Origin of the sequence: Sphingomonas sp. S2M10 (genome assembly GCF_012650175.1) — a bacterium.
GTDB lineage: Bacteria > Pseudomonadota > Alphaproteobacteria > Sphingomonadales > Sphingomonadaceae > Sphingomonas.
Genome location: NZ_JAAILI010000022.1, coordinates 128302 through 147951, shown reverse-complemented (window position 1 = coordinate 147951; position 19650 = coordinate 128302). Strand labels below are relative to the sequence as shown.

Genomic DNA, 19650 nt, shown 5'->3' with positions numbered 1-19650 from the left:
GTGCTTCAGGACAAGGACCGCATCTTCACCAATCTCTACGGCTACCAGTCGTGGCATCTCGACGCCGCCCGTGCGCGCGGCGCGTGGGATAACACCAAGGCGCTGCTGGAGCTGGGCCAGGATACCATCATCGACCGCATCAAGGCCTCGGGCCTGCGCGGCCGGGGCGGTGCCGGCTTCCCGACGGGCATGAAGTGGAGCTTCATGCCGAAGAACCCGACGCCCGAGCGTCCGAGCTTCCTCGTCATCAACGCCGACGAGTCCGAGCCGGGCTCGTGCAAGGACCGCGAGATCATCCGCCACGATCCGCACCTGCTGATCGAAGGCGCGCTGGTCGCGGGCTTCGCGATGCGCGCGCGGGCAGCCTATATCTACATCCGCGGCGAGTATATCCGCGAGGCCGAGACGCTGTTCGCGGCGGTCGCCGAGGCCTATGCCGCCGGGCTGGTGGGCAAGAATGCCTGCGGTTCGGGCTATGACTTCGACGTCTTCGTCCATCGCGGTGCCGGCGCGTACATCTGCGGCGAAGAAACCGCGATGATCGAGAGCCTGGAGGGCAAGAAGGGTCAGCCGCGCCTCAAGCCGCCGTTCCCGGCGGGTGCGGGCCTGTATGGCTGCCCGACCACGGTCAACAATGTCGAGTCGATCGCGGTCGCGCCGACGATCCTGCGTCGCAGCCCCGAATGGTTCGCCAGCTTCGGCAACGAGAACAACAAGGGCACCAAGCTCTTCCAGATCTCGGGCCATGTCGAGAAGCCCTGCGTGGTCGAGGAGTCGATGTCGATCTCCTTCCGCGAGCTGATCGAGAAGCATTGCGGCGGCATCCGCGGCGGCTGGGACAATCTGCTCGCGGTGATCCCGGGCGGTTCGTCGGTGCCGCTGGTGCCGGCAGCCCAGATCATGGACTGCGCGATGGACTTTGACGGCCTCAAGGCAGTCGGCTCGGGCCTCGGTACCGCCGCGGTGATCGTGATGGACAAGTCGACCGACATCGTCCGCGCGATCAGCCGGCTCTCCTACTTCTACAAGCATGAGAGCTGCGGCCAGTGCACGCCGTGCCGCGAGGGCACCGGCTGGATGTGGCGCGTGATGGAGCGGCTGCGCACCGGCGACGCCGACATCAGCGAGATCGACACGCTGCAGCAGGTGACCAAGCAGGTCGAAGGCCACACTATCTGCGCCCTTGGCGACGCGGCCGCCTGGCCGATCCAGGGCCTGATCAAGCATTTCCGCCCGGAAATGGAGCGCCGTATCAACGAGCGCCGTTCGGGCGGCCTCGAAACCATGCAAGAGGCGGCAGAGTAATGCCCAAGCTCAAGGTTGACGGAATCGAAGTCGAGGTGCCGCAGGGCGCCACCGTGCTCCAGGCCTGCGAGGCCGCGGGCAAGGAGATTCCGCGTTTCTGCTATCATGAACGGCTGAGCATCGCCGGCAATTGCCGCATGTGCCTGGTCGAGGTGAAGCCCGGACCGCCCAAGCCCCAGGCTTCGTGCGCGCTGCCGGCCGCCGACAATCAGGAAGTCCGCACCGACAGCCCGATGGTCAAGGCCGCGCGCGAAGGCGTGATGGAGTTTCTGCTGATCAACCACCCGCTCGATTGCCCGATCTGCGATCAGGGCGGCGAGTGCGACCTGCAGGACCAGTCGGTCGCCTATGGTCGCGGCCAGTCGCGCTATGAGGAAAACAAGCGCGCGGTCACCGAAAAGTATATGGGCCCCATCATCAAGACGGTGATGACCCGCTGCATCCAGTGCACCCGCTGCGTTCGCTTCGGCGAGGAAGTGGCCGGCGTGGAAGATATCGGCGCGATCTATCGCGGCGAGAACATGCAGATCACGACCTATCTCGAAAAGGCGTTCAAGAGCGAGCTTTCGGGCAATGTCGCGGACCTGTGCCCGGTCGGCGCGCTGACCCATAAGCCGGTCGCGTTCGAATATCGCCCCTGGGAGCTCAAGCGGAACCTGTCGATCGACGTGATGGACGCGGTCGGCACCAACATCCGCCTCGACAGCCGCGGCCGTCAGGTGATGCGCGTCCTGCCGCGCATCAACGAGGACGTGAACGAGGAGTGGGCGCACGACAAGACCCGCTACCATGTCGACGCGCTGGTCCGTCGCCGTCTCGACCGCCCGTTCGTCCGCAAGGACGGCAAGCTGGTCCCGGCGACGTGGGAAGAAGCGTTCGACGCGATTGCGGGCGTGGCCGCCACTGCCGGCTCGAGCGTCGCGGCGATCGCCGGCGACCTGCTCGATGCCGAGACCATGTATGCCGCCAAGGCGCTGGTGAAGGCGTTCGGTTCGGAGCTGCTCGAAGGCCGCCAGACCGGCATGGCTTATGACACGTCGAGCCTGTCGGCGGTGGCGTTCAACACCACCATCGCGGCGCTCGAAGAGGCCGATGCGATCCTGCTGGTCGGCACCAACCTGCGCTGGGAAGCGCCGCTGGTGAACACCCGCGTGCGCAAGGCGATCAAGCGCGGTGCTAAGGTGTTCGCGATCGGGCCGCAGGTGGATCTGACCTATAAGGTCGAGTGGCTGGGCGACGATCTGGGGCTGCTGGGCAGCCTGCCGGAAAATCTCGCCCAGGCGATCGACAATGCCAAGAAGCCGGCGCTGATCCTCGGCCCCGGTGCGCTCAAGAACGGCCATGGTGCGGCGCTGGCGATCGCGGGTGCGTTCCAGCGCGCCGCGACCGAGACCGAGGCGGCATGGAACGGCTTCAACGTCGTCCACACCGCGGCGGCGCGGATGGCGGGCCTGATGCTCGGCTTTGCGCAAAAGGGCGGCATTGCCGATATCGTCGCGGCATCGCCGAAGCTTGCCTTCTTCCTGGGCGCCGACGAGGTGGACTTTGCGAAGTTCGCCACGAGCTTCAAGGTCTATATCGGCCATCACGGCGATCAGGGCGCGCATCACGCCGATGTGATCCTGCCGGGCGCCACCTATGCCGAAAAGCCGGGCACCTATGTGAACCTGGAAGGCCGGGTGCAGCGCGCCGATCGCGCGGTGTTCGCACCGGGCGAGGCGCGCGAGGATTGGACGATCCTGCGCGCGCTCTCCGAAAAGCTCGGCCGTACGCTGCCGTTCGACAGCTTCGACGAACTGCGCGCCGCGATGGCAAGCGAGGTTCCGGCGCTCGGCCAGGAAGGTCTGGCCGCGTTCGCATGGAACCCGCCCTCGCTTGCCAGCCAGGCTTCGGGTCCGGTGACCTATCCGGTCGCCGACTTCTATCTCACCAACGCCATCTGCCGTGCGTCGCCGACGATGCAGCGCTGCTCGGCCGAACTGCTCCATGGCGAAGACTTCGCAGAGGCCGCAGAATGACCTCCTGGTTCACCTATCTCGGCCTGCCCTTCGAGCTGGCCTGGACCGTCGCCACGGTGATCGACATCCTCGTCATCGCGCTGCCGGTGATGCTGGCCGTCGCCATGATCATCTATGCCGATCGCAAGATCTGGGCGGCGATGGCGCTGCGTCGCGGCCCGAACGTGGTCGGCCCGCTCGGCCTGCTCCAGTCCTTCGCCGACGGCCTGAAGGTGTTCCTGCAGGAAACCATCATTCCGTCGAGCGCGAACAAGGGCCTGTTCCTGCTCGCGCCGATCATCACCTTCACGGTCGCGCTGATCGTGTGGGCGGTGGTGCCGTTCCAGGCGGGCGTCGCGCTGTCGAACATCAATGTCGGCCTGCTCTACGTGCTCGCGGCCTCGTCGCTGGGCGTGTACGGCATCATCCTCGCCGGCTGGTCGTCCAACTCGAAATATCCGTTCTACTCGGCGATCCGCGCCGCCGCGCAGATGGTGAGCTACGAAGTCTCGATCGGCTTCGTGCTGATCTCGGTCGTGCTGTGGGCCGGCTCGTTCAATCTCGGCGCGATCGTCGAGATGCAGAAGGGCTATTACGGGTTCGTCAACGGCAACTTCGTCAATCCGCTGCTCTTCCCGATGGCGATCGTGTTCTTCATCTCGTCGCTCGCCGAGACGCAGCGCGCGCCGTTCGACCTGACCGAGGCGGAATCGGAGCTGGTCGCGGGCTATCAGACCGAATATTCGTCGATGGCCTTCGCGCTCTACTGGCTCGGTGAGTACGCCAACGTCATCCTGATGTGCGCGCTCAACGCGACACTGTTCTGGGGCGGCTATCTTCCGCCGTTCGACTGGGCGCCGCTGTACATGGTGCCGGGCATTCTCTGGCTGTTCGCCAAGATGCTGTTCTTCTTCTTCTGCTTCAGCTGGGTGAAGGCCACCGTCCCGCGCTATCGCTATGACCAGCTGATGCGCTTGGGCTGGAAGATCTTCCTGCCGCTGTCGCTTCTCTTCGTCTTCCTCGTTTCCGGGTATCTCATGCTGACCCGGGTTGGAGTGCCCGCATGAGCGTCGGTAGTTTCATTCGCACCTGGACTCTGTGGGAGTTCGTCAAGGCGCATGCCCTGACCTTGAAGTATTTCTTCAAGCCCAAGGCGACGATCAACTATCCATACGAGAAGAACCCGCTCTCGCCCCGCTTCCGCGGCGAGCATGCGCTGCGCCGCTATCCCAATGGGGAGGAGCGCTGCATCGCGTGCAAGCTGTGCGAGGCGGTGTGCCCGGCGCTGGCGATCACGATCGAGGCCGAACCGCGCGACGACGGCAGCCGCCGCACGACGCGCTACGACATCGACATGACCAAGTGCATCTATTGCGGCCTGTGCCAGGAAGCGTGCCCGGTCGATGCGATCGTCGAGGGGCCGAATTTCGAATTTTCCACCGAAACGCGTGAAGAGCTGATTTATCAGAAGGATAAGCTGCTCGCGAACGGCGATCGCTGGGAACGCGCCATCGCGGCGAACCTTGCCGCCGACGCGCCGTACCGTTAAGCGCCGCACCATTCAAAGGGGCCATCCGATTCCGTGATCCAGCTTCTCGCCTTTTACCTGTTCGCGATCATCGTGTGCGTCTCCGGCGCCTGCACGATCCTGTCGCGTAACCCGGTACATTCCGTCCTCTGGCTCATCCTGGCGTTCTTCAACGCCGCGGGCCTGATGGTGCTCGTGGGCGCCGAATTCATCGCCATGCTGCTGGTGATCGTCTATGTCGGCGCGGTCGCGGTGCTGTTCCTGTTCGTCGTCATGATGCTCGACATCGACTTCACCGAGCTGCGCGCGGGCGTGATGAAATATGCCGCCGTCGGCGCGCTGCTCGCCATCGCGCTGGTTGCCGAGATCATCGTCGCAGTGGGTGCATGGAGCGCCGGCAAGCTCGCGCTGGGCCGTCGCCTCGCCCCGGTGCAGGACGGCGTCCCGAATATCGAAGCGATCGGCCAGCTGCTGTACACGCGCTACCTCTTCGTGTTCGAAGGCGCCGGTCTGGTGCTGCTGGTCGCGATGATCGGTGCGATCGTGCTGACCTATCGCAAGCGCAGCGACGTGCGGCCGCAGAACATTGCGCGCCAGAACGCCCGCCGCGCCAAGGACGCCACCCGGAACATGAACCCGGCGGTCGGGCAGGGGATGGAGCTGTGATCTCGCTAACCCATTATCTGGTCGTCTCGGCCATCCTGTTCACCATGGGGGTGCTCGGCATCTTCATGAACCGGAAGAATCTGATCGTCATCCTGATGGCGATCGAACTCATCCTTCTGGCCGTGAACCTCAATTTCGTCGCCTTCTCGTCGTTCCTCGGCGATCTGGTCGGCCAAGTGTTCGCGATGTTCGTGCTGACCGTCGCCGCCGGTGAGGCCGCGATCGGCCTCGCGATCCTGGTCATCTATTTCCGCGGTCGCGGCACGATTTCGGTCGACGACGTCAATCGGATGAAGGGCTGATGTCGTCCATTCTGATCATCGTATTCCTGCCGCTCCTCGCGGCAGCCGTTGCGGGGCTCGTGAACAAGTCGTTCGGCGCCGCGCTCCCCAAGATCGTCACCACGGGCTCGCTGTTCGTGGCGTGCGGCCTGTCGTGGCCTATCTTCCTCTCGTACCTCAGCGGCTCGGCCGCCCCGACGGTCACCCCGGTGCTGCACTGGATGACCTCGGGCACGATGAGCTTCGCCTGGGAACTGCGCGTCGACGCGCTGACCGCGGTGATGCTCGTGGTGGTCACCAGCGTCTCGGCGCTCGTCCACCTCTATAGCTGGGGCTATATGAGCGAGGAGCCGGATCAGCCGCGCTTCTTCGCGTACCTGTCGCTGTTCACCTTCGCGATGCTGATGCTCGTGACCGCGAACAACCTGGTGCAGATGTTCTTCGGCTGGGAAGGCGTGGGTCTCGCGTCCTACCTGCTGATCGGGTTCTGGTTCCGCAAGCCCAGCGCCAATGCCGCGGCGATCAAGGCCTTCGTGGTCAACCGCGTCGGCGACCTCGGCTTCATGCTCGGCATCTTCGGCGTGTTCCTGGTCTTCGGCACCGTCGACATCCCGACGATCCTGGCGGCGGCGCCGAACCATGCCGGGTCGACGATCGGCTTCCTCGGCCACCGCTTCGACACGATCACCGTGCTCTGCCTGCTGCTGTTCGTCGGCGCGATGGGCAAGTCGGCCCAGCTCGGCCTGCACACCTGGTTGCCGGACGCGATGGAAGGCCCGACCCCGGTGTCGGCGCTGATCCACGCCGCGACCATGGTGACCGCGGGCGTGTTCATGGTCTGCCGCATGTCGCCGTTGTTCGAGCAGAGCGCGGTCGCGATGCACGTCGTGATGGTAATCGGCGCGGCTACCTGCTTCTTCGCCGCCACCGTCGGCACGACGCAGACCGACATCAAGCGCGTGATCGCCTATTCGACCTGTTCGCAGCTCGGCTATATGTTCTTCGCAGCGGGCGTCGGCGCCTATGGCGCGGCGATGTTCCACCTGTTCACGCACGCCTTCTTCAAGGCGCTGCTGTTCCTCGGTGCCGGCTCGGTGATCCATGCGATGCACCACGAGCAGGACATGCGCTATTATGGCGGCCTGTGGAAGAAGATCCCGCTGACCTACACGGCGATGATGGCGGGCACGCTCGCGATCACCGGCGTCGGCATCCCCGCGCTGTTCGGCAACCCGGTGGCCTTTGGTTTCGCCGGCTTCCACTCGAAGGACGCGATCATCGAGGCGGCCTTCGCCTCGGGCAACACCGGCGTGTTCTGGGTCGGCGTGGTCGTCGCGCTGCTGACCAGCTTCTACTCGTGGCGCGTCGTGTTCCTGACCTTCCACGGCAAGCCGCGCTGGGCCGCTTCCGAGCATATCCAGCACGCGGTGCATGATGCGCACGGTCATGGTCATCACGACGAGCATGCCCACGACACGCACGGCCATGGCAGCGAGCATGCCAATGCGCCGGCGCAGGAAGATGCGGGCCACACCCCGCACGGCACCCATGCGCTGCACGCGCACGAGGCCGAGGGCACGGCGGGCTACCACCCGCACGAGAGCCCGCTGGTCATGCTGATCCCGCTGATCCTGCTGTCGATCGGCGCAGTGCTGGCCGGCTTCGTCTTCCACGGCGCGTTCATCGAGCCGACCGCGGGCGAGACCTATTGGCACGGCGCGCTGGCCTTCAACGAGCACCTGATGCACGCGATGCATGAAGTGCCGGTGTGGGTGAAGCTTTCGGCCACGGTGGCGATGCTGCTGGGCCTGGGCACCGCGATCTTCGCGTACATCGTCTCGCCGGGCTTCCCGGCGGCCTTCGCCGAGCAGGTGCGTCCGCTGTATCTGTTCCTGCTCAACAAGTGGTATTTCGACGAGCTCTACAACCTGCTCTTCGTGCGTCCCGCATTCGCCATCGGGCGGCTGTTCTGGAAGCGCGGCGACGAGCAGACGATCGACCGGTTCGGCCCCAATGGCGCGGCGCGCCTGGTGCAGTTCGGAAGCTTCGGAGCCGTCAAGCTGCAATCGGGGTATCTCTACACCTATGCCTTCGTCATGCTGATCGGGCTCACCGCCGCGCTCACCTGGGTCATTGCGAGGTGATGGAACAATGACCGGCTTTCCGATCCTTTCCGTCCTGCTCGCCGTGCCCGCGATTGCCGCGGTGCTCTGCCTGTTCGTCGGAGCACAGGGGGCGCGGTGGACCGCGCTCCTCGCGACGCTCGTCAACCTGGCGCTCGGCGCCTGGCTCTGGACCCAGTTCCAGCATGGCGACGGTGCCCCGCAGTGGCAGTTCGTCGAGCATGTCACGCTGTTCAAGATGGGCGGCGTCGAGTTCTCCTGGGCGCTCGGCATCGACGGCTTTGCCTTCCTGCTGATCGAGCTCTCGCTGTTCCTGATGCCGATCTGCATCGGGGCCAGCTGGCTCTCGGTCACCAAGCGCGTGCCGGAATATATGGCGGCGTTCCTCGCGACCGAAGTGCTGATGATCGGCACCTTCGCCGCGCAGGACCTGTTCCTGTTTTACGTCTTCTTCGAAGGCGGCCTGATCCCGATGTACCTGATCATCGGCATCTGGGGCGGCGTGAACCGCATCTATGCGTCGTACAAGTTCTTCCTGTACACGCTGCTCGGCTCGCTGCTGATGCTCATCGCGATGATCGCGATGGTGCTGACCACGGGCACGACGTCGATCCCGTACCTGATGGCGCACGATTTCCCCGCCAGCTGGCAGACCTGGCTGTGGCTCGCCTTCTTCGCCTCGTTCGCGGTGAAGATGCCGATGTGGCCGGTCCACACCTGGCTTCCCGACGCGCACGTCCAGGCGCCGACCGCAGGGTCGGTCATCCTGGCGGGCGTGCTGCTGAAGCTCGGCGGCTATGGCTTCCTGCGCTTCTCGCTGCCGATGTTCCCGGTCGCGTCGGTGCAGTTCATGTGGGTGGTGTTCGGCCTGTCGTGCGTCGCGGTGGTCTACACCTCGCTCGTCGCGCTCGTGCAGAGCGACATGAAGAAGCTGATCGCCTATTCGTCGGTCGCGCACATGGCAATCGTCACCATGGGCCTGTTCGCCTTCAACGCGAACGGCATCGACGGTGCGATGATGGTGATGCTGGGCCACGGCGTGGTCTCGGGCGCGCTGTTCCTGTGCGTCGGCATCATCTATGATCGCCTGCACACCCGCGAGATCGACCGCTATGGTGGCCTCGCGATCAACATGCCGCGCTATGCCGTGCTGTTCCTGCTGTTCACCATGGCCTCGATCGGCCTGCCGGGCACCAGCAACTTCGTCGGCGAATTCTTCAGCCTCGCCGGCGTGTACCAGGTCTCGACCGCGACCGCGCTGATCGGCACCACCGGCATCATCCTCGGCGCCGCCTATATGCTCTACCTGTTCCGTCGAGTGGTGTGGGGCGACCTGACCAAGGACGATGTGAAGGCGATGCCGGATCTCGACGGTCGCGAAGTCGCGATGCTCGTCGCGCTGGCTGCCGTGGTGCTGTGGATGGGCGTGTACCCGACCAGCTTCACCGCACCGATGCGCGCCGACGTCGCGCGGCTGACGCAGCGCCTCGACAGCGCCGCGCAGGCCGCATCGATCAGCGACTCCAAGCCCACGCCGGGTTCGCCCAAGGCGGCCCCCGCTTATGAAGCCTCCGCGCACGGGGAGGCGCACTGATGGCCTATTCGATGCAATTGCTGATGACCCTGCCCGAGCTGGTGCTCGCGCTCGGTTCGATCGTCCTGATGCTGGTCGCCGCCTGGGGCGGCCAGGCATCGACCAAGCTGGTGAGCTGGGCCTCGGTGGCCCTGCTCGTCGGTGCCGGGATCGCGCTGACGGGGCCTGCCTCCACCGGCGGCATCGCCTTTGGCGGCCTGTTCCGGGCGGATGCGTTCGCGACCTTCGCCAAGGTGGTGATCTATGTCGCTGCTGCGGTGTCGATCCTGATCGCGCCGGGCTTCTTCCAGCGGACCTCGGGGGAGGATCTGCGTCCCGAATATCCGGTCCTGATCCTACTCTCCACGGTGGGCATGGGCATGATGGTGTCGGCAGGCGATCTGCTGAGCCTCTATGTCGGTCTCGAGCTGCAGAGCCTCTCGGCCTATATTCTCGCGAGCTTCATGCGGCGTGATACGCGCTCGGCGGAAGCGGGCCTGAAGTATTTCGTGCTCGGCGCGCTGGCCTCGGGCATACTGCTCTACGGCATCAGCCTGGTGTACGGCTTTGCCGGCACGACGCTGTTCGAGGGCATCGAGGGCGCCTATCATGCCGGTCTCGCGGGCGCGCAGCACACGGGCCTGCTGTTCGGTCTGGTGTTCGTGTTCGCCGGTCTTGCCTTCAAAATTTCGGCCGTGCCGTTCCACATGTGGACGCCGGACGTGTATGAAGGCGCGCCGACTCCGGTCACCGCGTATTTCGCTTCGGCGCCCAAGATGGCGGCGGTGGCGATGGCGGTTCGTGTCGCGGTCGACGCGATGGGCCCGGCGATCTTCGAATGGCGCCAGATCGTGATCTTCGCCTCGCTCGCCTCGATCATCTTCGGTGCGGTGGCGGCGATCGGCCAGACCAACATCAAGCGCCTGCTCGCCTATTCGTCGATCAACAATGTCGGCTTCGCGCTGATCGGCCTTGCCGCCGGTGGCGAGGAAGGCGTGGCGAGCGTGCTCGTCTACATGGCGATCTATGTCGTCATGACGATCGGCAGCTTCCTGGTGGTGCTGCAGATGCGGGGCGATGACGGCGAGCCGGTCGAGACCATCGCCAGCCTCTCGGGCATGTCGCGCACGCGGCCGGGCCTGGCGCTGGCGCTGGCGATCTTCATGTTCAGCCTTGCGGGCATCCCGCCGCTGCTCGGCTTCTTCGCCAAGCTGGGCGTGTTCATCGCCGCGATGCATTCGGGCCTGATCGCCTTCGCCACCGTGGGTGCCGCGGCCTCGACGATCGGTGCCTTCTATTACCTCAAGATCGTCAAGACGATGTACTTCGACGAGCCGGCGCCTGCCTTTTCTGGCAAGACCGACCTGGTCGAAGGCGGCCTGATTGCGATCAGCGCGGTCGTCATCTCGCCGATCGGCTGGGTGGTGTTCGGTGCGCTCGGCACTTGGTCGCTGGTCGCGGCGAAGGCGCTGTTCTGACGCCTGTGATCCGGACCGTCGCCGAGACGGGATCGACCAATGCCGACATCCTTTCCCTGGCGCTTACGGGCGCCGGGGAAGGGCTTTGGCTCCGGGCCGAACGCCAGACCGCCGGCAAGGGTCGGCAGGGGCGCGCTTGGGTCTCGCCTGCAGGCAATTGCTACATTTCCACGCTGGTCCGCGTGCGGCCGACCGATCCGTCGCCGGCGACGCTGGCGCTGCTCTCGGCTGTCGCGCTGGAAGAGGCGGTGCGCGCGTTCGGCGTGCAGCCCATGCTCAAATGGCCCAACGACCTGCTGGTCGACGGCGCGAAGCTCTCCGGCATCCTGCTGGAGCGGGTTGGGGATGCGATCGCTGTCGGCATCGGCGTCAACCTGGCGGCGGCGCCCGAGGGGCTGGACCGCGCCGCGACGAGCCTGGCCGCGCAGGGCATCACCGTCGCCCCCGACATTTTCGCCGAGGTGCTCGCCGAGAGCTTCGGCCGCTGGCTGGAGCGCTGGCGGGGCGAGGGGATGTGGCCGGTGCGCGAGCGCTGGCTCGCCAAGGCGCATGCCGAAGGCACTGCGCTCACCGCGCGGCTGGCCGACGGGTCGAACTTCGAGGGGCTGTTCGGCGGGCTGGATTCGAGCGGGGCGCTGATCCTGCGCTTGGCCGATGGAACGACCCGTGCCATTCACGCGGGCGACGTGTTCCTGTTGTAACGAGGAAGAGGGAAGGGCGATGCTGCTCGCGATCGACGCCGGCAATACCAATGTCGTGTTCGCCCTGGTGGACGGCGGCGAGATCCGCGCCCGCTGGCGCATCGCCACCGATCCGCGCCGCACCGCCGACGAATATGCGGTGTGGCTGAGCCAGCTGCTGGCGCTGGAGGGTTTCGATCGCGGCGCCGTGAGCGGGGTGATCGTCGGCACGGTGGTGCCGCGCGCGCTCCACAATCTGCAGGTGCTTGCCAGCAAGTACTTCAAGACCGAGGCAGTGATCGCCGGCAAGGGCAGCGCCGAATGGGGCTTTGCGCTCGATGTGGACGAGCCGCAGAATCTCGGCGCCGATCGCGCGCTCAACGTGCTCGCCGGTCACGCCCGCCACGAAGGCGACCTGATCATCATCGATTTCGGCACCGCGACCACCTTCGACGTGGTCGATTATCGCGGCGCCTATAAGGGCGGGATCATCGCGCCGGGGATCAACCTCTCGCTGGACGCCTTGGTCACCGCCGCCGCCAAGCTGCCGCGAATCGCCATCTCGGCGCCCGAGACGGCCAGTGTGGTCGGCCGCAACACCGTCGATCAGATGCATATCGGCATCTATTGGGGCTATGTCGCGATGATCGAGGGGCTGGTCGCGCGGCTGAAGGCCGAGGTGGGACGGCCGCTCAAGGTTATTGCGACGGGTGGGCTGGCGATTCTCTTCGAAACGCATACATCTGTCTTCGATACGATCGAGCCCGATCTGACCATCCAGGGCTTGGCGATGCTGTGGGAACGCAGCCAGCAAGGAAATTAAGTGACTCCAAGAAACGAACTGCTCTTCCTCGCCCTTGGTGGCTCGGGCGAGATTGGCATGAACGTCAATCTCTATGGCTGCGACGGCAAGTGGCTGATGGTCGATTGCGGCATCACCTTCGGCGACGCCAGCTATCCCGGCATCGACGTGATCCTGCCCGACCTCCAGTTCATCGAGGACCGGGTGGACGACCTGCTCGGCATCGTGCTGACGCACGGGCATGAGGACCATATCGGCGCGCTGCCCTATCTCGCCGCCGATCTCGGCGTGCCGCTCTATGCGACGCCGTTCACCGCGGGGCTGATCCACGGCAAGCTGGCCGAGGAAGGCATCGAGGATCGCGTCGAGCTCAACGTCGTCAAGGAAGAGGGGCCGTTCGACATCGGCCCGTTCACGATCACCTACACGCCGCTCGCCCACTCGATCCCCGAGGGCAATGCGGTGCTGATCGAGACGCCGTACGGCAAGGTGTTCCACACCGGCGACTGGAAGCTCGACGAAGCGCCGTCGCTCGGCGGTTCGGCGACCGCCGAGGAACTCACCGCGATCGGCGACAAGGGCGTGCTCGCGCTGGTGTGCGACTCGACCAATGTGTTCAATCCCGAAGCCTCGGGCTCGGAAGCCGATGTGCGCAAGGGCCTGGATGAGGTGGTCGCCGGGGCCAAGGGCCGCGTGCTCGTCACCACCTTCGCGTCGAACGCCGCACGGCTGCAGACGCTGGGCGAGGTCGCGCGCGATACCGGCCGCGAGCTGTGCGTCGCCGGGCGCTCGCTCGACCGGATCATCCGCGTGGCGAAGGCGACCGGCTATCTGCGCGACTTCCCCGAGCTGATCGACTTCGACAAGGCAATGACGCTGCCCGCGTCCCGCGTGCTGATCGTCGCCACCGGCGGCCAGGGCGAGCCGCGCGCCGCGCTCAACCGCATCGCCGAGGGCAGCCATGTGCTGAAGCTCCACCAGGGCGACCTGGTGGTGTTCTCCTCGCGGCAGATCCCGGGCAACGAGATCGCGATCGGCAAGATCATGAACACGCTGGCCGACAAGGGCGTCGACATCATCACCGATCGCCAGGCCTTCGTCCACGTCTCCGGCCATCCGGGTCGGCCCGAACTGGCCGAAATGTACAAGTGGATCCGCCCGGAGATCATCGTGCCGGTGCACGGCGAGATCCGCCACATGCACGAACAGGCCCGCTTCGCGCTCGAACAGGGCGTGCCCAAGGCGGTTCGGCAGCAGAATGGCGAGATCATCCGCCTCGCGCCCAACGGCCCGGCAAAGATCGGCCATGCGACGGTCGGTCGCCTCGTGCTCGACGGCGACGTGATCCTGCCGGCCGACGGTGCGACGATGGGCGAGCGGCGGCGGATCGCGCTCTACGGCCAGATGTCTGTCGCGGTAGCGATCGATCGCAAGGGCAAGCTGCTCGGTGCGCCGCAGATCCGCGTCCAGGGCGTGCCGGTGGAAGAGGACCGCGAGGACCTGATCGAGGCGGCCGCCGATGCCGCCGCCGAGGCGGTGAAGAAGGACTGGCGCGATCGCGAGAAGCTGCGCGAGTCGCTGCGCCTCGCGGTGCGGCGGGTCGCGGTGCGCTTCACCGGCAAGAAGCCGGTGGTGGACGTGCTGCTGATCGAGGCGTAATCTCGCCCCATGAAGTGGCAGTCGGCGCTCGCGATCTATACGCTCTTCTGGGCGATGTCGGTGTTCTTCGTGCTGCCCTTCGGGGTGCGGACCAGCGAGGAAGCGGGCGTGCCGCTCGTCCCGGGCCAGGCGCCGAGCGCGCCGCATGCGTTCAACCCGATGAAGATCGTCGTGCGCACCACCATCCTTTCGGCGGTGCTGTTCACGGCTTTCTACCTCAATTACGTCTATGGCTGGATAACCGCCGAGATGCTCGACTGGACGCGGTAACTACCAGGAAAAACAACGTTTAGTGGGTGGGGGTGGCGCCGCCTGCCTATAAGATGCGGATGGAAGACCTGCGCCGCCACCACGCCCAGATGCTCGCTGCGCTCGACCAACTCGAGCAGCTCACCCAGTCGCCCGCCTGCGACGAAAAGGCGGTCACGGCGGTGCGATACCGGCTTACCCGCGCCAGCAGCGCGCGGCGGCGAGAAGTGGTAGCCTTGTGCGAGCGACTCATCGCGTCGGGCGCGAAAGATCCCGGCCTGCCCGCATTGCGCGATGCCACGCTCGCTTCCCGTGCCGCTTCGAGCAGGCATATCGGAACCTGGACGCTGCAGGAGGTGGTGGCCGATTGGGCCCAATATGCGCGCGCCTCCGCGACCATGCGTGCTTCCCTGCGCCGCGAAATCGCGCGCGAGCAGCAAATCCTCGGCCAACATTTCCAAGAAGCGATGTGAACGTTCACATTTCTGTTACCTTCGCTTGCCATTCGCTACGACACGATGCGCATCAGCGCAATGGCGCGCAACCGATGCAGGTCGCTTTGCACGAGGGAAACGGGGACATGCACACGACACGACGCGAGCTGCTGCTCGGAGGACTTAGCGGGACGCTGCTGCTGGGGGCGCCGGGGATCGTGCGTGCGCAGCAGATCTTTCGCGCCTATCCCTTCACGCTGGGCATCGCCGCTGGCGACGCATCGGCGGACGGCTTCGTGCTGTGGACACGGCTCGCGCCCGAGCCGCTCGAGCCCCATGGCGGCATGCCGATGGCACCGATCCCCGTGCAATGGGAGGTCGCCGCCGATCCCGCCTTCAAGACGATAGTCGCGAAGGGCGACGCGTTGGCTCGGCCGGAGCTCGCCCATTCGGTGCATGTCGAGGTGGCAGGGCTGCAGCCCGACCGGCCATATTGGTACCGCTTTACCTGCGGGCGCGAGCGCTCGATGCGCGGCCGGGTGAAGACGCTGCCCGCCGCCGGCGCGTCGGTGGAGAAGACCCGCTTCCTCGTCGCGGGCTGCCAGAACTACGAGCAGGGGCTCTACACCGCCTACGCCCATGCCGCGCGCGAGGAAGCGGACTTCCTCTTCCACTATGGCGACTATATCTATGAGGGGCGCGGCAACCCGGTGGCGTTCGACTACAGCGGCAATCCGCGGAAGTTCATCCGCGCGCATGCCGGCGAGGAACCGTTCAGCCTCGACGATTATCGCCGCCGCTACGCCCAGTACAAGACCGATGCGGACCTGCAGGCCGCGCATGCCGCGACGGGTTGGTACGCGACCTTCGACGATCATGAGATCCAGAACAACTGGGTGGCCGATCGCGACCAGAACGGCACCCCGCTCGAGATCTTCCTGCTCCGCCGCGCCGCCGCGTTCCAGGCCTGGTATGAGCATATGCCGGTGCGCAGCGCCTCGATCCCGCGCGGCAACGCGATCCAGGCCTATCGTCGCGCGCGGGTCGGCGACCTGCTCGACCTGCACCTGCTGGATACCCGCCAGTTCCGCACCGACCAGCCCTGCGACGACGGCTTCAAGCCGAAATGCGCGGGCTGGGACGCTGCCGAGGCGCAGGTACTGGGCAGCACCCAGGAAGCATGGTTCACGCGCAACCTTGCCGAGGGCAAGGCGCGCTGGAATGCGGTTGCCCAGCAGGTGATGATGATGCCGCTCGACCGCCGTATGGGCGACGAGCCCGCGCCCATTCGCAACATGGACAGCTGGGGCGGCTACGACCTGCCCCGCGAGCGGCTGTTCTCGAAGTTCGCCGGCCACGGCAATGTCGTGGTGCTCACCGGAGACGAGCATCAGAATTATGCCGGCGAGCTGCGCACCCGTGCCGGCGAGGGCGAGGCGGTGGCGGTGGAGTTCGTCTCCACCTCGATCAGTTCGGGCGGAGACGGCGCGGATGTCCGCGCGGGGAGCGACAAGATCCTCGGCCGCAATCCATACCTCAAATACATGAACGATCGGCGCGGCTATCTGCTGTGCGACGTTACCCGCAACCAGTGGCAGGCGCAATTTCGCACCGTCGACATGGTCAGCGAGCGCGGTGCGCCGGTGAAGACTGCGCGCACCGCGATCGTGGCACACGGACGGCCGCAGCTCGACTTCGCCTGACGGGGACACGGATTGAACGAAGAGACGGGGGGCTGCCCGCCCGATGCAGGCCGGCGCACGGTGATCCGTTGCGCCGGCGATGCCGGGCTGGCGGCGATGGCAGCGGCAGCGGTGGGGGCGCCGCTGCCGGCAAGCGGGGGGGCGATCATGAAAGCGGAAGCGGCGCCCGATTTCGGGCCGAACGTGCTGGTGATCGATCCGTCGATGCCGCAAGCGGCGATCCAGGCGGCTGTCGACGCAATCTTCGTGCAGCAGGAGGCAGCGCATTTCACCGATCGCCGCTTCGCCATCCTGTTCCGGCCCGGGCGGTATTCGGTGCATGTGCGCGTCGGCTTCTTCACCCAGGTGCTCGGGCTGGGCGCCACGCCGGGCGCGGTGACGATCGACGGCCATGTGCATGTCGATGCCGTCTGGCTGAACGGGGATGCGCTGGCCAATTTCTGGCGCGGCGCCGAAAATTTGACCATATGCCCGCCCGAGGGGTGGAACCGCTGGGCGGTATCGCAGGCGGCACCGTATCGCCGCATCCACGTGTCAGGGGATCTGGTGCTGGACGATGGCGGGTCATCGAGCGGGGGCTTCCTCGCCGATTGCCGTATCGAGGGCACCATCCGTGCCGGCAGTCAGCAGCAATGGTATAGCCGCAGCAGCCGCATCGGGGGGTGGCAGGGAGTGAACTGGAACATGATGTTCCAGGGCGTCCAGGGCGCCCCCGCCACCACTTTTCCCGATCCGGCGGTGACTACGCTGTTGCGCGTGCCGCTGCTCCGCGAAAAGCCGTTCCTCCAGGTGGACGAGGCCGGTCGCTGGTCGGTGTTCGTCCCGGCGCTGCGCCGGGACGCGGTCGGCCACAGCTGGGCGGACGGTCCCAGCGCGGGCAGCGCCCTGCCGATCGCGCGCTTCTTCATCGCCCGGCCGGAGATGGACGCGGCGACGCTGAATGCCGCCATGGCGCGCGGCCTGCACCTGCTGTTCACCCCGGGCGTCTACCGGCTTGATGCGCCGATCCGCGTCACCGCGGCAAATCGCGTGCTGCTGGGCCTAGGCCTGGCCACGCTGCAGGCAATCAACGGCACGGCGGTGTTGGAGATCGACGACGTTTCGGGCGTTACGGTGGCGGGGCTGATGATCGATGCCGGTGCCGAACGGTCCCAAGTGCTGGTTCAGGTCGGCCCGCGGGGCTGCGACCGCGACCATCGCCGCAACCCGTCGCTGCTCGCGGACCTGTTCTTCCGGGTCGGCGGGGTCGAGGTGGGCAGGGCCGAGACCTGCCTCGAAATCAACAGTCGTCACGTTCTGGCCGATCATCTCTGGATCTGGCGGGCGGATCACGGCGATGTAGACGGCACCCGCGTGCATGTCGGATGGGATGAGAGCACGGGAAACCAGGGCCTGGTGGTGAACGGCGACGACGTGACGGTCCATGCCCTGTTTGTCGAGCATTTCCAGCGCTACCAGACCTGGTGGCGCGGCAATCGCGGGCGCACCTATTTCTACCAGAACGAACTGCCCTATGATCCCCCGACCCAGGCCGCATGGATGGCGGGCAGCACGCGGGGCTGGGCGGCCTACAAGGTCGACGATACGGTGCGCGAGCATGAGGCGGTCGCGCTGGGCGTCTATGTCTATTTCCGCAATAATCCGCAGGTGGTGCTCGAAAGCGCCATCGAGGCGCCGAGGCGCGCCGGCGTCCGCTTCCGCCACGTGACGAGTATGTCGCTCGGCGGCGGGGTGGGGACGATCGCGCACCTGGTGAACGAGGCCGGCGCGTCGGCGCGGCCCGGTGCCACGATGCAGCGGCTGCTTGCCTATCCCTGATCTGCTGCGGCGGCAGGTTCGCGCACCGCAAGCATCACCAGGCCGCCCGCAAGGGTGAGCGCGGCAAGCAGGAACAGCAGCGGCGCGAAGCTGCCCGGCGTCGCTGCCAGCCAGGCGATGGCCGTGCCGATCAGTGCGGGCAGCGTGTTGGTGAGATTGAGGATGCCGAGATCCCGGCCGCGATGCCGTTCGCTCGGCAATTCCTGCATCCAGAAGGCGCCGTGCAGCGCCATGAACAGTTGCGCACCGACGCCGTAAACGAGGAACCCCGCCACTGCGACCGGGCGCGAAGCGGCGAGCGCCATTACCGCCAGGCCGCCTGCCGTCACGGCGGCAGCGGCGAGCAGGAACGGCTTGCGGCGGCCGATCCGGTCCGACAGGCGACCCAGCAGCAGCGTGCATGGCAGCGGCAGCAGATAGGCGAGCACCAGCGTTCGGCCGACGAAATCGGCGGCGTCCAGCGCGCTCTGTCGCGGCGGCAGGTCGGCGAAATAATAATAGAGATACAAGGTCAGCCCGTTGCCCGCCGACTGGAGCAGCAGCCGCGCGATCCAGGCGGCGGCGAGATTGCGGCGGGCCTGGGCGCGCGGCAGCGCTGCCGCCTGCGCGGGCAGCCGGCGCGAGGCGGAGAAGGCGAGCGGCGCCACCAGCGACGCGATACCGAGAGACAGCAATTCCAGACGAGCCATCTCCCCCAGCCCGGGAAGCTTGACCAGCGCCCAGGCCGTTGCTGCGCCAATGGGGTTGGCCAGGGCGAGCAGGCCGCCGGTAAAGCCCTTTTGCCCATCGGGAATCTCGTCCGCCATCAGGGCCATCAGCGGCGCCAGCACGGCATTTGCGGCGCATTGCACTGCCACCACCGAAAGCAACACACCGAGGGGCGACTGCGCTTGGGCGAAGAGCGCATAGGCGATCGCGAGGCCGATTACCCCGATCAACAGCCAGCGGCGTCGCCCCGTACCGCGCGCGGCGGACCGGTCGCTCAGCCATCCGAAGCCGAGATTGGCGGCGATCGCGGCGAGCGTGCCGACCATGGCGACGAGGGTGAACAGGTTCAGACGCTCGGCCCCCGCGACCGCTTCGACTTTCATCGGCAAAAACACCGTGAACAGCGGCAGATAGCCGATCGTGCCGCCCGCGTTCGCAAGTGCGAAAAGAAGCAGGAAGCGCCAGTGTCGCGCGTTCCCGTCGGCGACGGCGGCAGATGCGGAAGGCGCGGTCATGCGAGCGCCCGAATAGAGGCTGTGCCGGGCTGTGCCAACGTTGTTTCGATGCGGTCGACAGCGTTGGACCCTCTCCTTTTCACCCGCCGCAAGATGACAGATCTGAGAACGATTCCGCGTCACAATACTAC

Annotated in this window: 17 protein-coding genes; 16 read left to right on the top strand and 1 reads right to left on the bottom strand. The window is 66.2% G+C overall.

Annotation, left to right across the window (positions count from 1 at the left end; all coding sequences use genetic code 11):
* The 16 genes from nuoF (at nucleotide 1) to S2M10_RS06615 (ending at nucleotide 18296) form a co-directional block, all read left to right on the top strand.
* Nucleotides 1-1305, top strand: a complete 1305-nt coding sequence (gene nuoF / locus S2M10_RS06690; RefSeq protein WP_168845415.1) for an NADH-quinone oxidoreductase subunit NuoF — start codon at nucleotides 1-3, stop codon at nucleotides 1303-1305.
* Nucleotides 1305-3323 (top strand): NADH-quinone oxidoreductase subunit NuoG, encoded by a 2019-nt coding sequence (nuoG, locus tag S2M10_RS06685; RefSeq protein WP_168845414.1) that lies wholly within the window; start codon nucleotides 1305-1307, stop codon nucleotides 3321-3323. Before nuoF ends, nuoG begins: the two co-directional genes overlap by 1 nt.
* The gene (nuoH, locus tag S2M10_RS06680) at nucleotides 3320-4369 is read left to right on the top strand and encodes an NADH-quinone oxidoreductase subunit NuoH (RefSeq protein WP_168845413.1); all 1050 of its coding nucleotides are present in this window, start codon (nucleotides 3320-3322) and stop codon (nucleotides 4367-4369) included. Before nuoG ends, nuoH begins: the two co-directional genes overlap by 4 nt.
* Nucleotides 4366-4851 carry an NADH-quinone oxidoreductase subunit NuoI gene (gene nuoI / locus S2M10_RS06675; RefSeq protein ID WP_066718225.1) on the top strand — a complete coding sequence of 162 codons (486 nt, stop codon included), beginning with the start codon at nucleotides 4366-4368 and terminating at the stop codon, nucleotides 4849-4851. The genes nuoH and nuoI overlap by 4 nt, the downstream gene beginning before the upstream one ends.
* A 33-nt stretch (nucleotides 4852-4884) precedes the next feature.
* Nucleotides 4885-5496, top strand: a complete 612-nt coding sequence (locus tag S2M10_RS06670) for an NADH-quinone oxidoreductase subunit J (RefSeq protein WP_168845412.1) — start codon at nucleotides 4885-4887, stop codon at nucleotides 5494-5496.
* Nucleotides 5493-5798: an NADH-quinone oxidoreductase subunit NuoK gene (gene nuoK, locus S2M10_RS06665; protein ID WP_168845411.1), complete on the top strand. Its 306-nt coding sequence runs from the start codon at nucleotides 5493-5495 to the stop codon at nucleotides 5796-5798. Before S2M10_RS06670 ends, nuoK begins: the two co-directional genes overlap by 4 nt.
* On the top strand, nucleotides 5798-7921 hold the full coding sequence (nuoL, locus tag S2M10_RS06660) for an NADH-quinone oxidoreductase subunit L (RefSeq protein WP_168845410.1): 2124 nt from the start codon (nucleotides 5798-5800) through the stop codon (nucleotides 7919-7921). Before nuoK ends, nuoL begins: the two co-directional genes overlap by 1 nt.
* A 7-nt stretch (nucleotides 7922-7928) precedes the next feature.
* The gene (locus tag S2M10_RS06655; protein ID WP_168845409.1) at nucleotides 7929-9494 is read left to right on the top strand and encodes an NADH-quinone oxidoreductase subunit M; all 1566 of its coding nucleotides are present in this window, start codon (nucleotides 7929-7931) and stop codon (nucleotides 9492-9494) included.
* The gene (gene nuoN / locus S2M10_RS06650; RefSeq protein ID WP_168845408.1) at nucleotides 9494-10951 is read left to right on the top strand and encodes an NADH-quinone oxidoreductase subunit NuoN; all 1458 of its coding nucleotides are present in this window, start codon (nucleotides 9494-9496) and stop codon (nucleotides 10949-10951) included. Before S2M10_RS06655 ends, nuoN begins: the two co-directional genes overlap by 1 nt.
* Before the next feature lie 5 nt (nucleotides 10952-10956).
* Nucleotides 10957-11652, top strand: coding sequence for a biotin--[acetyl-CoA-carboxylase] ligase (locus S2M10_RS06645; protein ID WP_168845407.1), 696 nt, complete (start codon nucleotides 10957-10959; stop codon nucleotides 11650-11652).
* A 19-nt stretch (nucleotides 11653-11671) separates the two neighbouring features.
* The gene (locus S2M10_RS06640; protein WP_168845406.1) at nucleotides 11672-12454 is read left to right on the top strand and encodes a type III pantothenate kinase; all 783 of its coding nucleotides are present in this window, start codon (nucleotides 11672-11674) and stop codon (nucleotides 12452-12454) included.
* Nucleotides 12455-14092, top strand: coding sequence for a ribonuclease J (locus S2M10_RS06635; protein WP_168845405.1), 1638 nt, complete (start codon nucleotides 12455-12457; stop codon nucleotides 14090-14092).
* Nucleotides 14093-14101: 9 nt separating this feature from the next.
* The gene (locus S2M10_RS06630) at nucleotides 14102-14362 is read left to right on the top strand and encodes a DUF1467 family protein (protein ID WP_168845404.1); all 261 of its coding nucleotides are present in this window, start codon (nucleotides 14102-14104) and stop codon (nucleotides 14360-14362) included.
* A 53-nt stretch (nucleotides 14363-14415) separates the two neighbouring features.
* Nucleotides 14416-14814, top strand: coding sequence for a hypothetical protein (locus tag S2M10_RS06625; protein ID WP_168845403.1), 399 nt, complete (start codon nucleotides 14416-14418; stop codon nucleotides 14812-14814).
* 107 nt (nucleotides 14815-14921) lie between these two features.
* On the top strand, nucleotides 14922-16478 hold the full coding sequence (locus S2M10_RS06620) for an alkaline phosphatase D family protein (RefSeq protein ID WP_168845402.1): 1557 nt from the start codon (nucleotides 14922-14924) through the stop codon (nucleotides 16476-16478).
* A gap of 12 nt (nucleotides 16479-16490) precedes the next feature.
* Nucleotides 16491-18296 (top strand): adenylyl cyclase, encoded by a 1806-nt coding sequence (locus S2M10_RS06615; RefSeq protein ID WP_168845401.1) that lies wholly within the window; start codon nucleotides 16491-16493, stop codon nucleotides 18294-18296.
* Here S2M10_RS06615 and S2M10_RS06610 read toward each other — a convergent pair.
* A complete protein-coding gene (locus S2M10_RS06610; RefSeq protein WP_168845400.1) occupies nucleotides 18287-19519 on the bottom strand; it encodes an MFS transporter in 1233 nt (410 codons plus the stop codon). The two genes, S2M10_RS06615 and S2M10_RS06610, sit on opposite strands and share 10 nt — an antisense overlap.
* Nucleotides 19520-19650 lie beyond the last annotated feature (131 nt).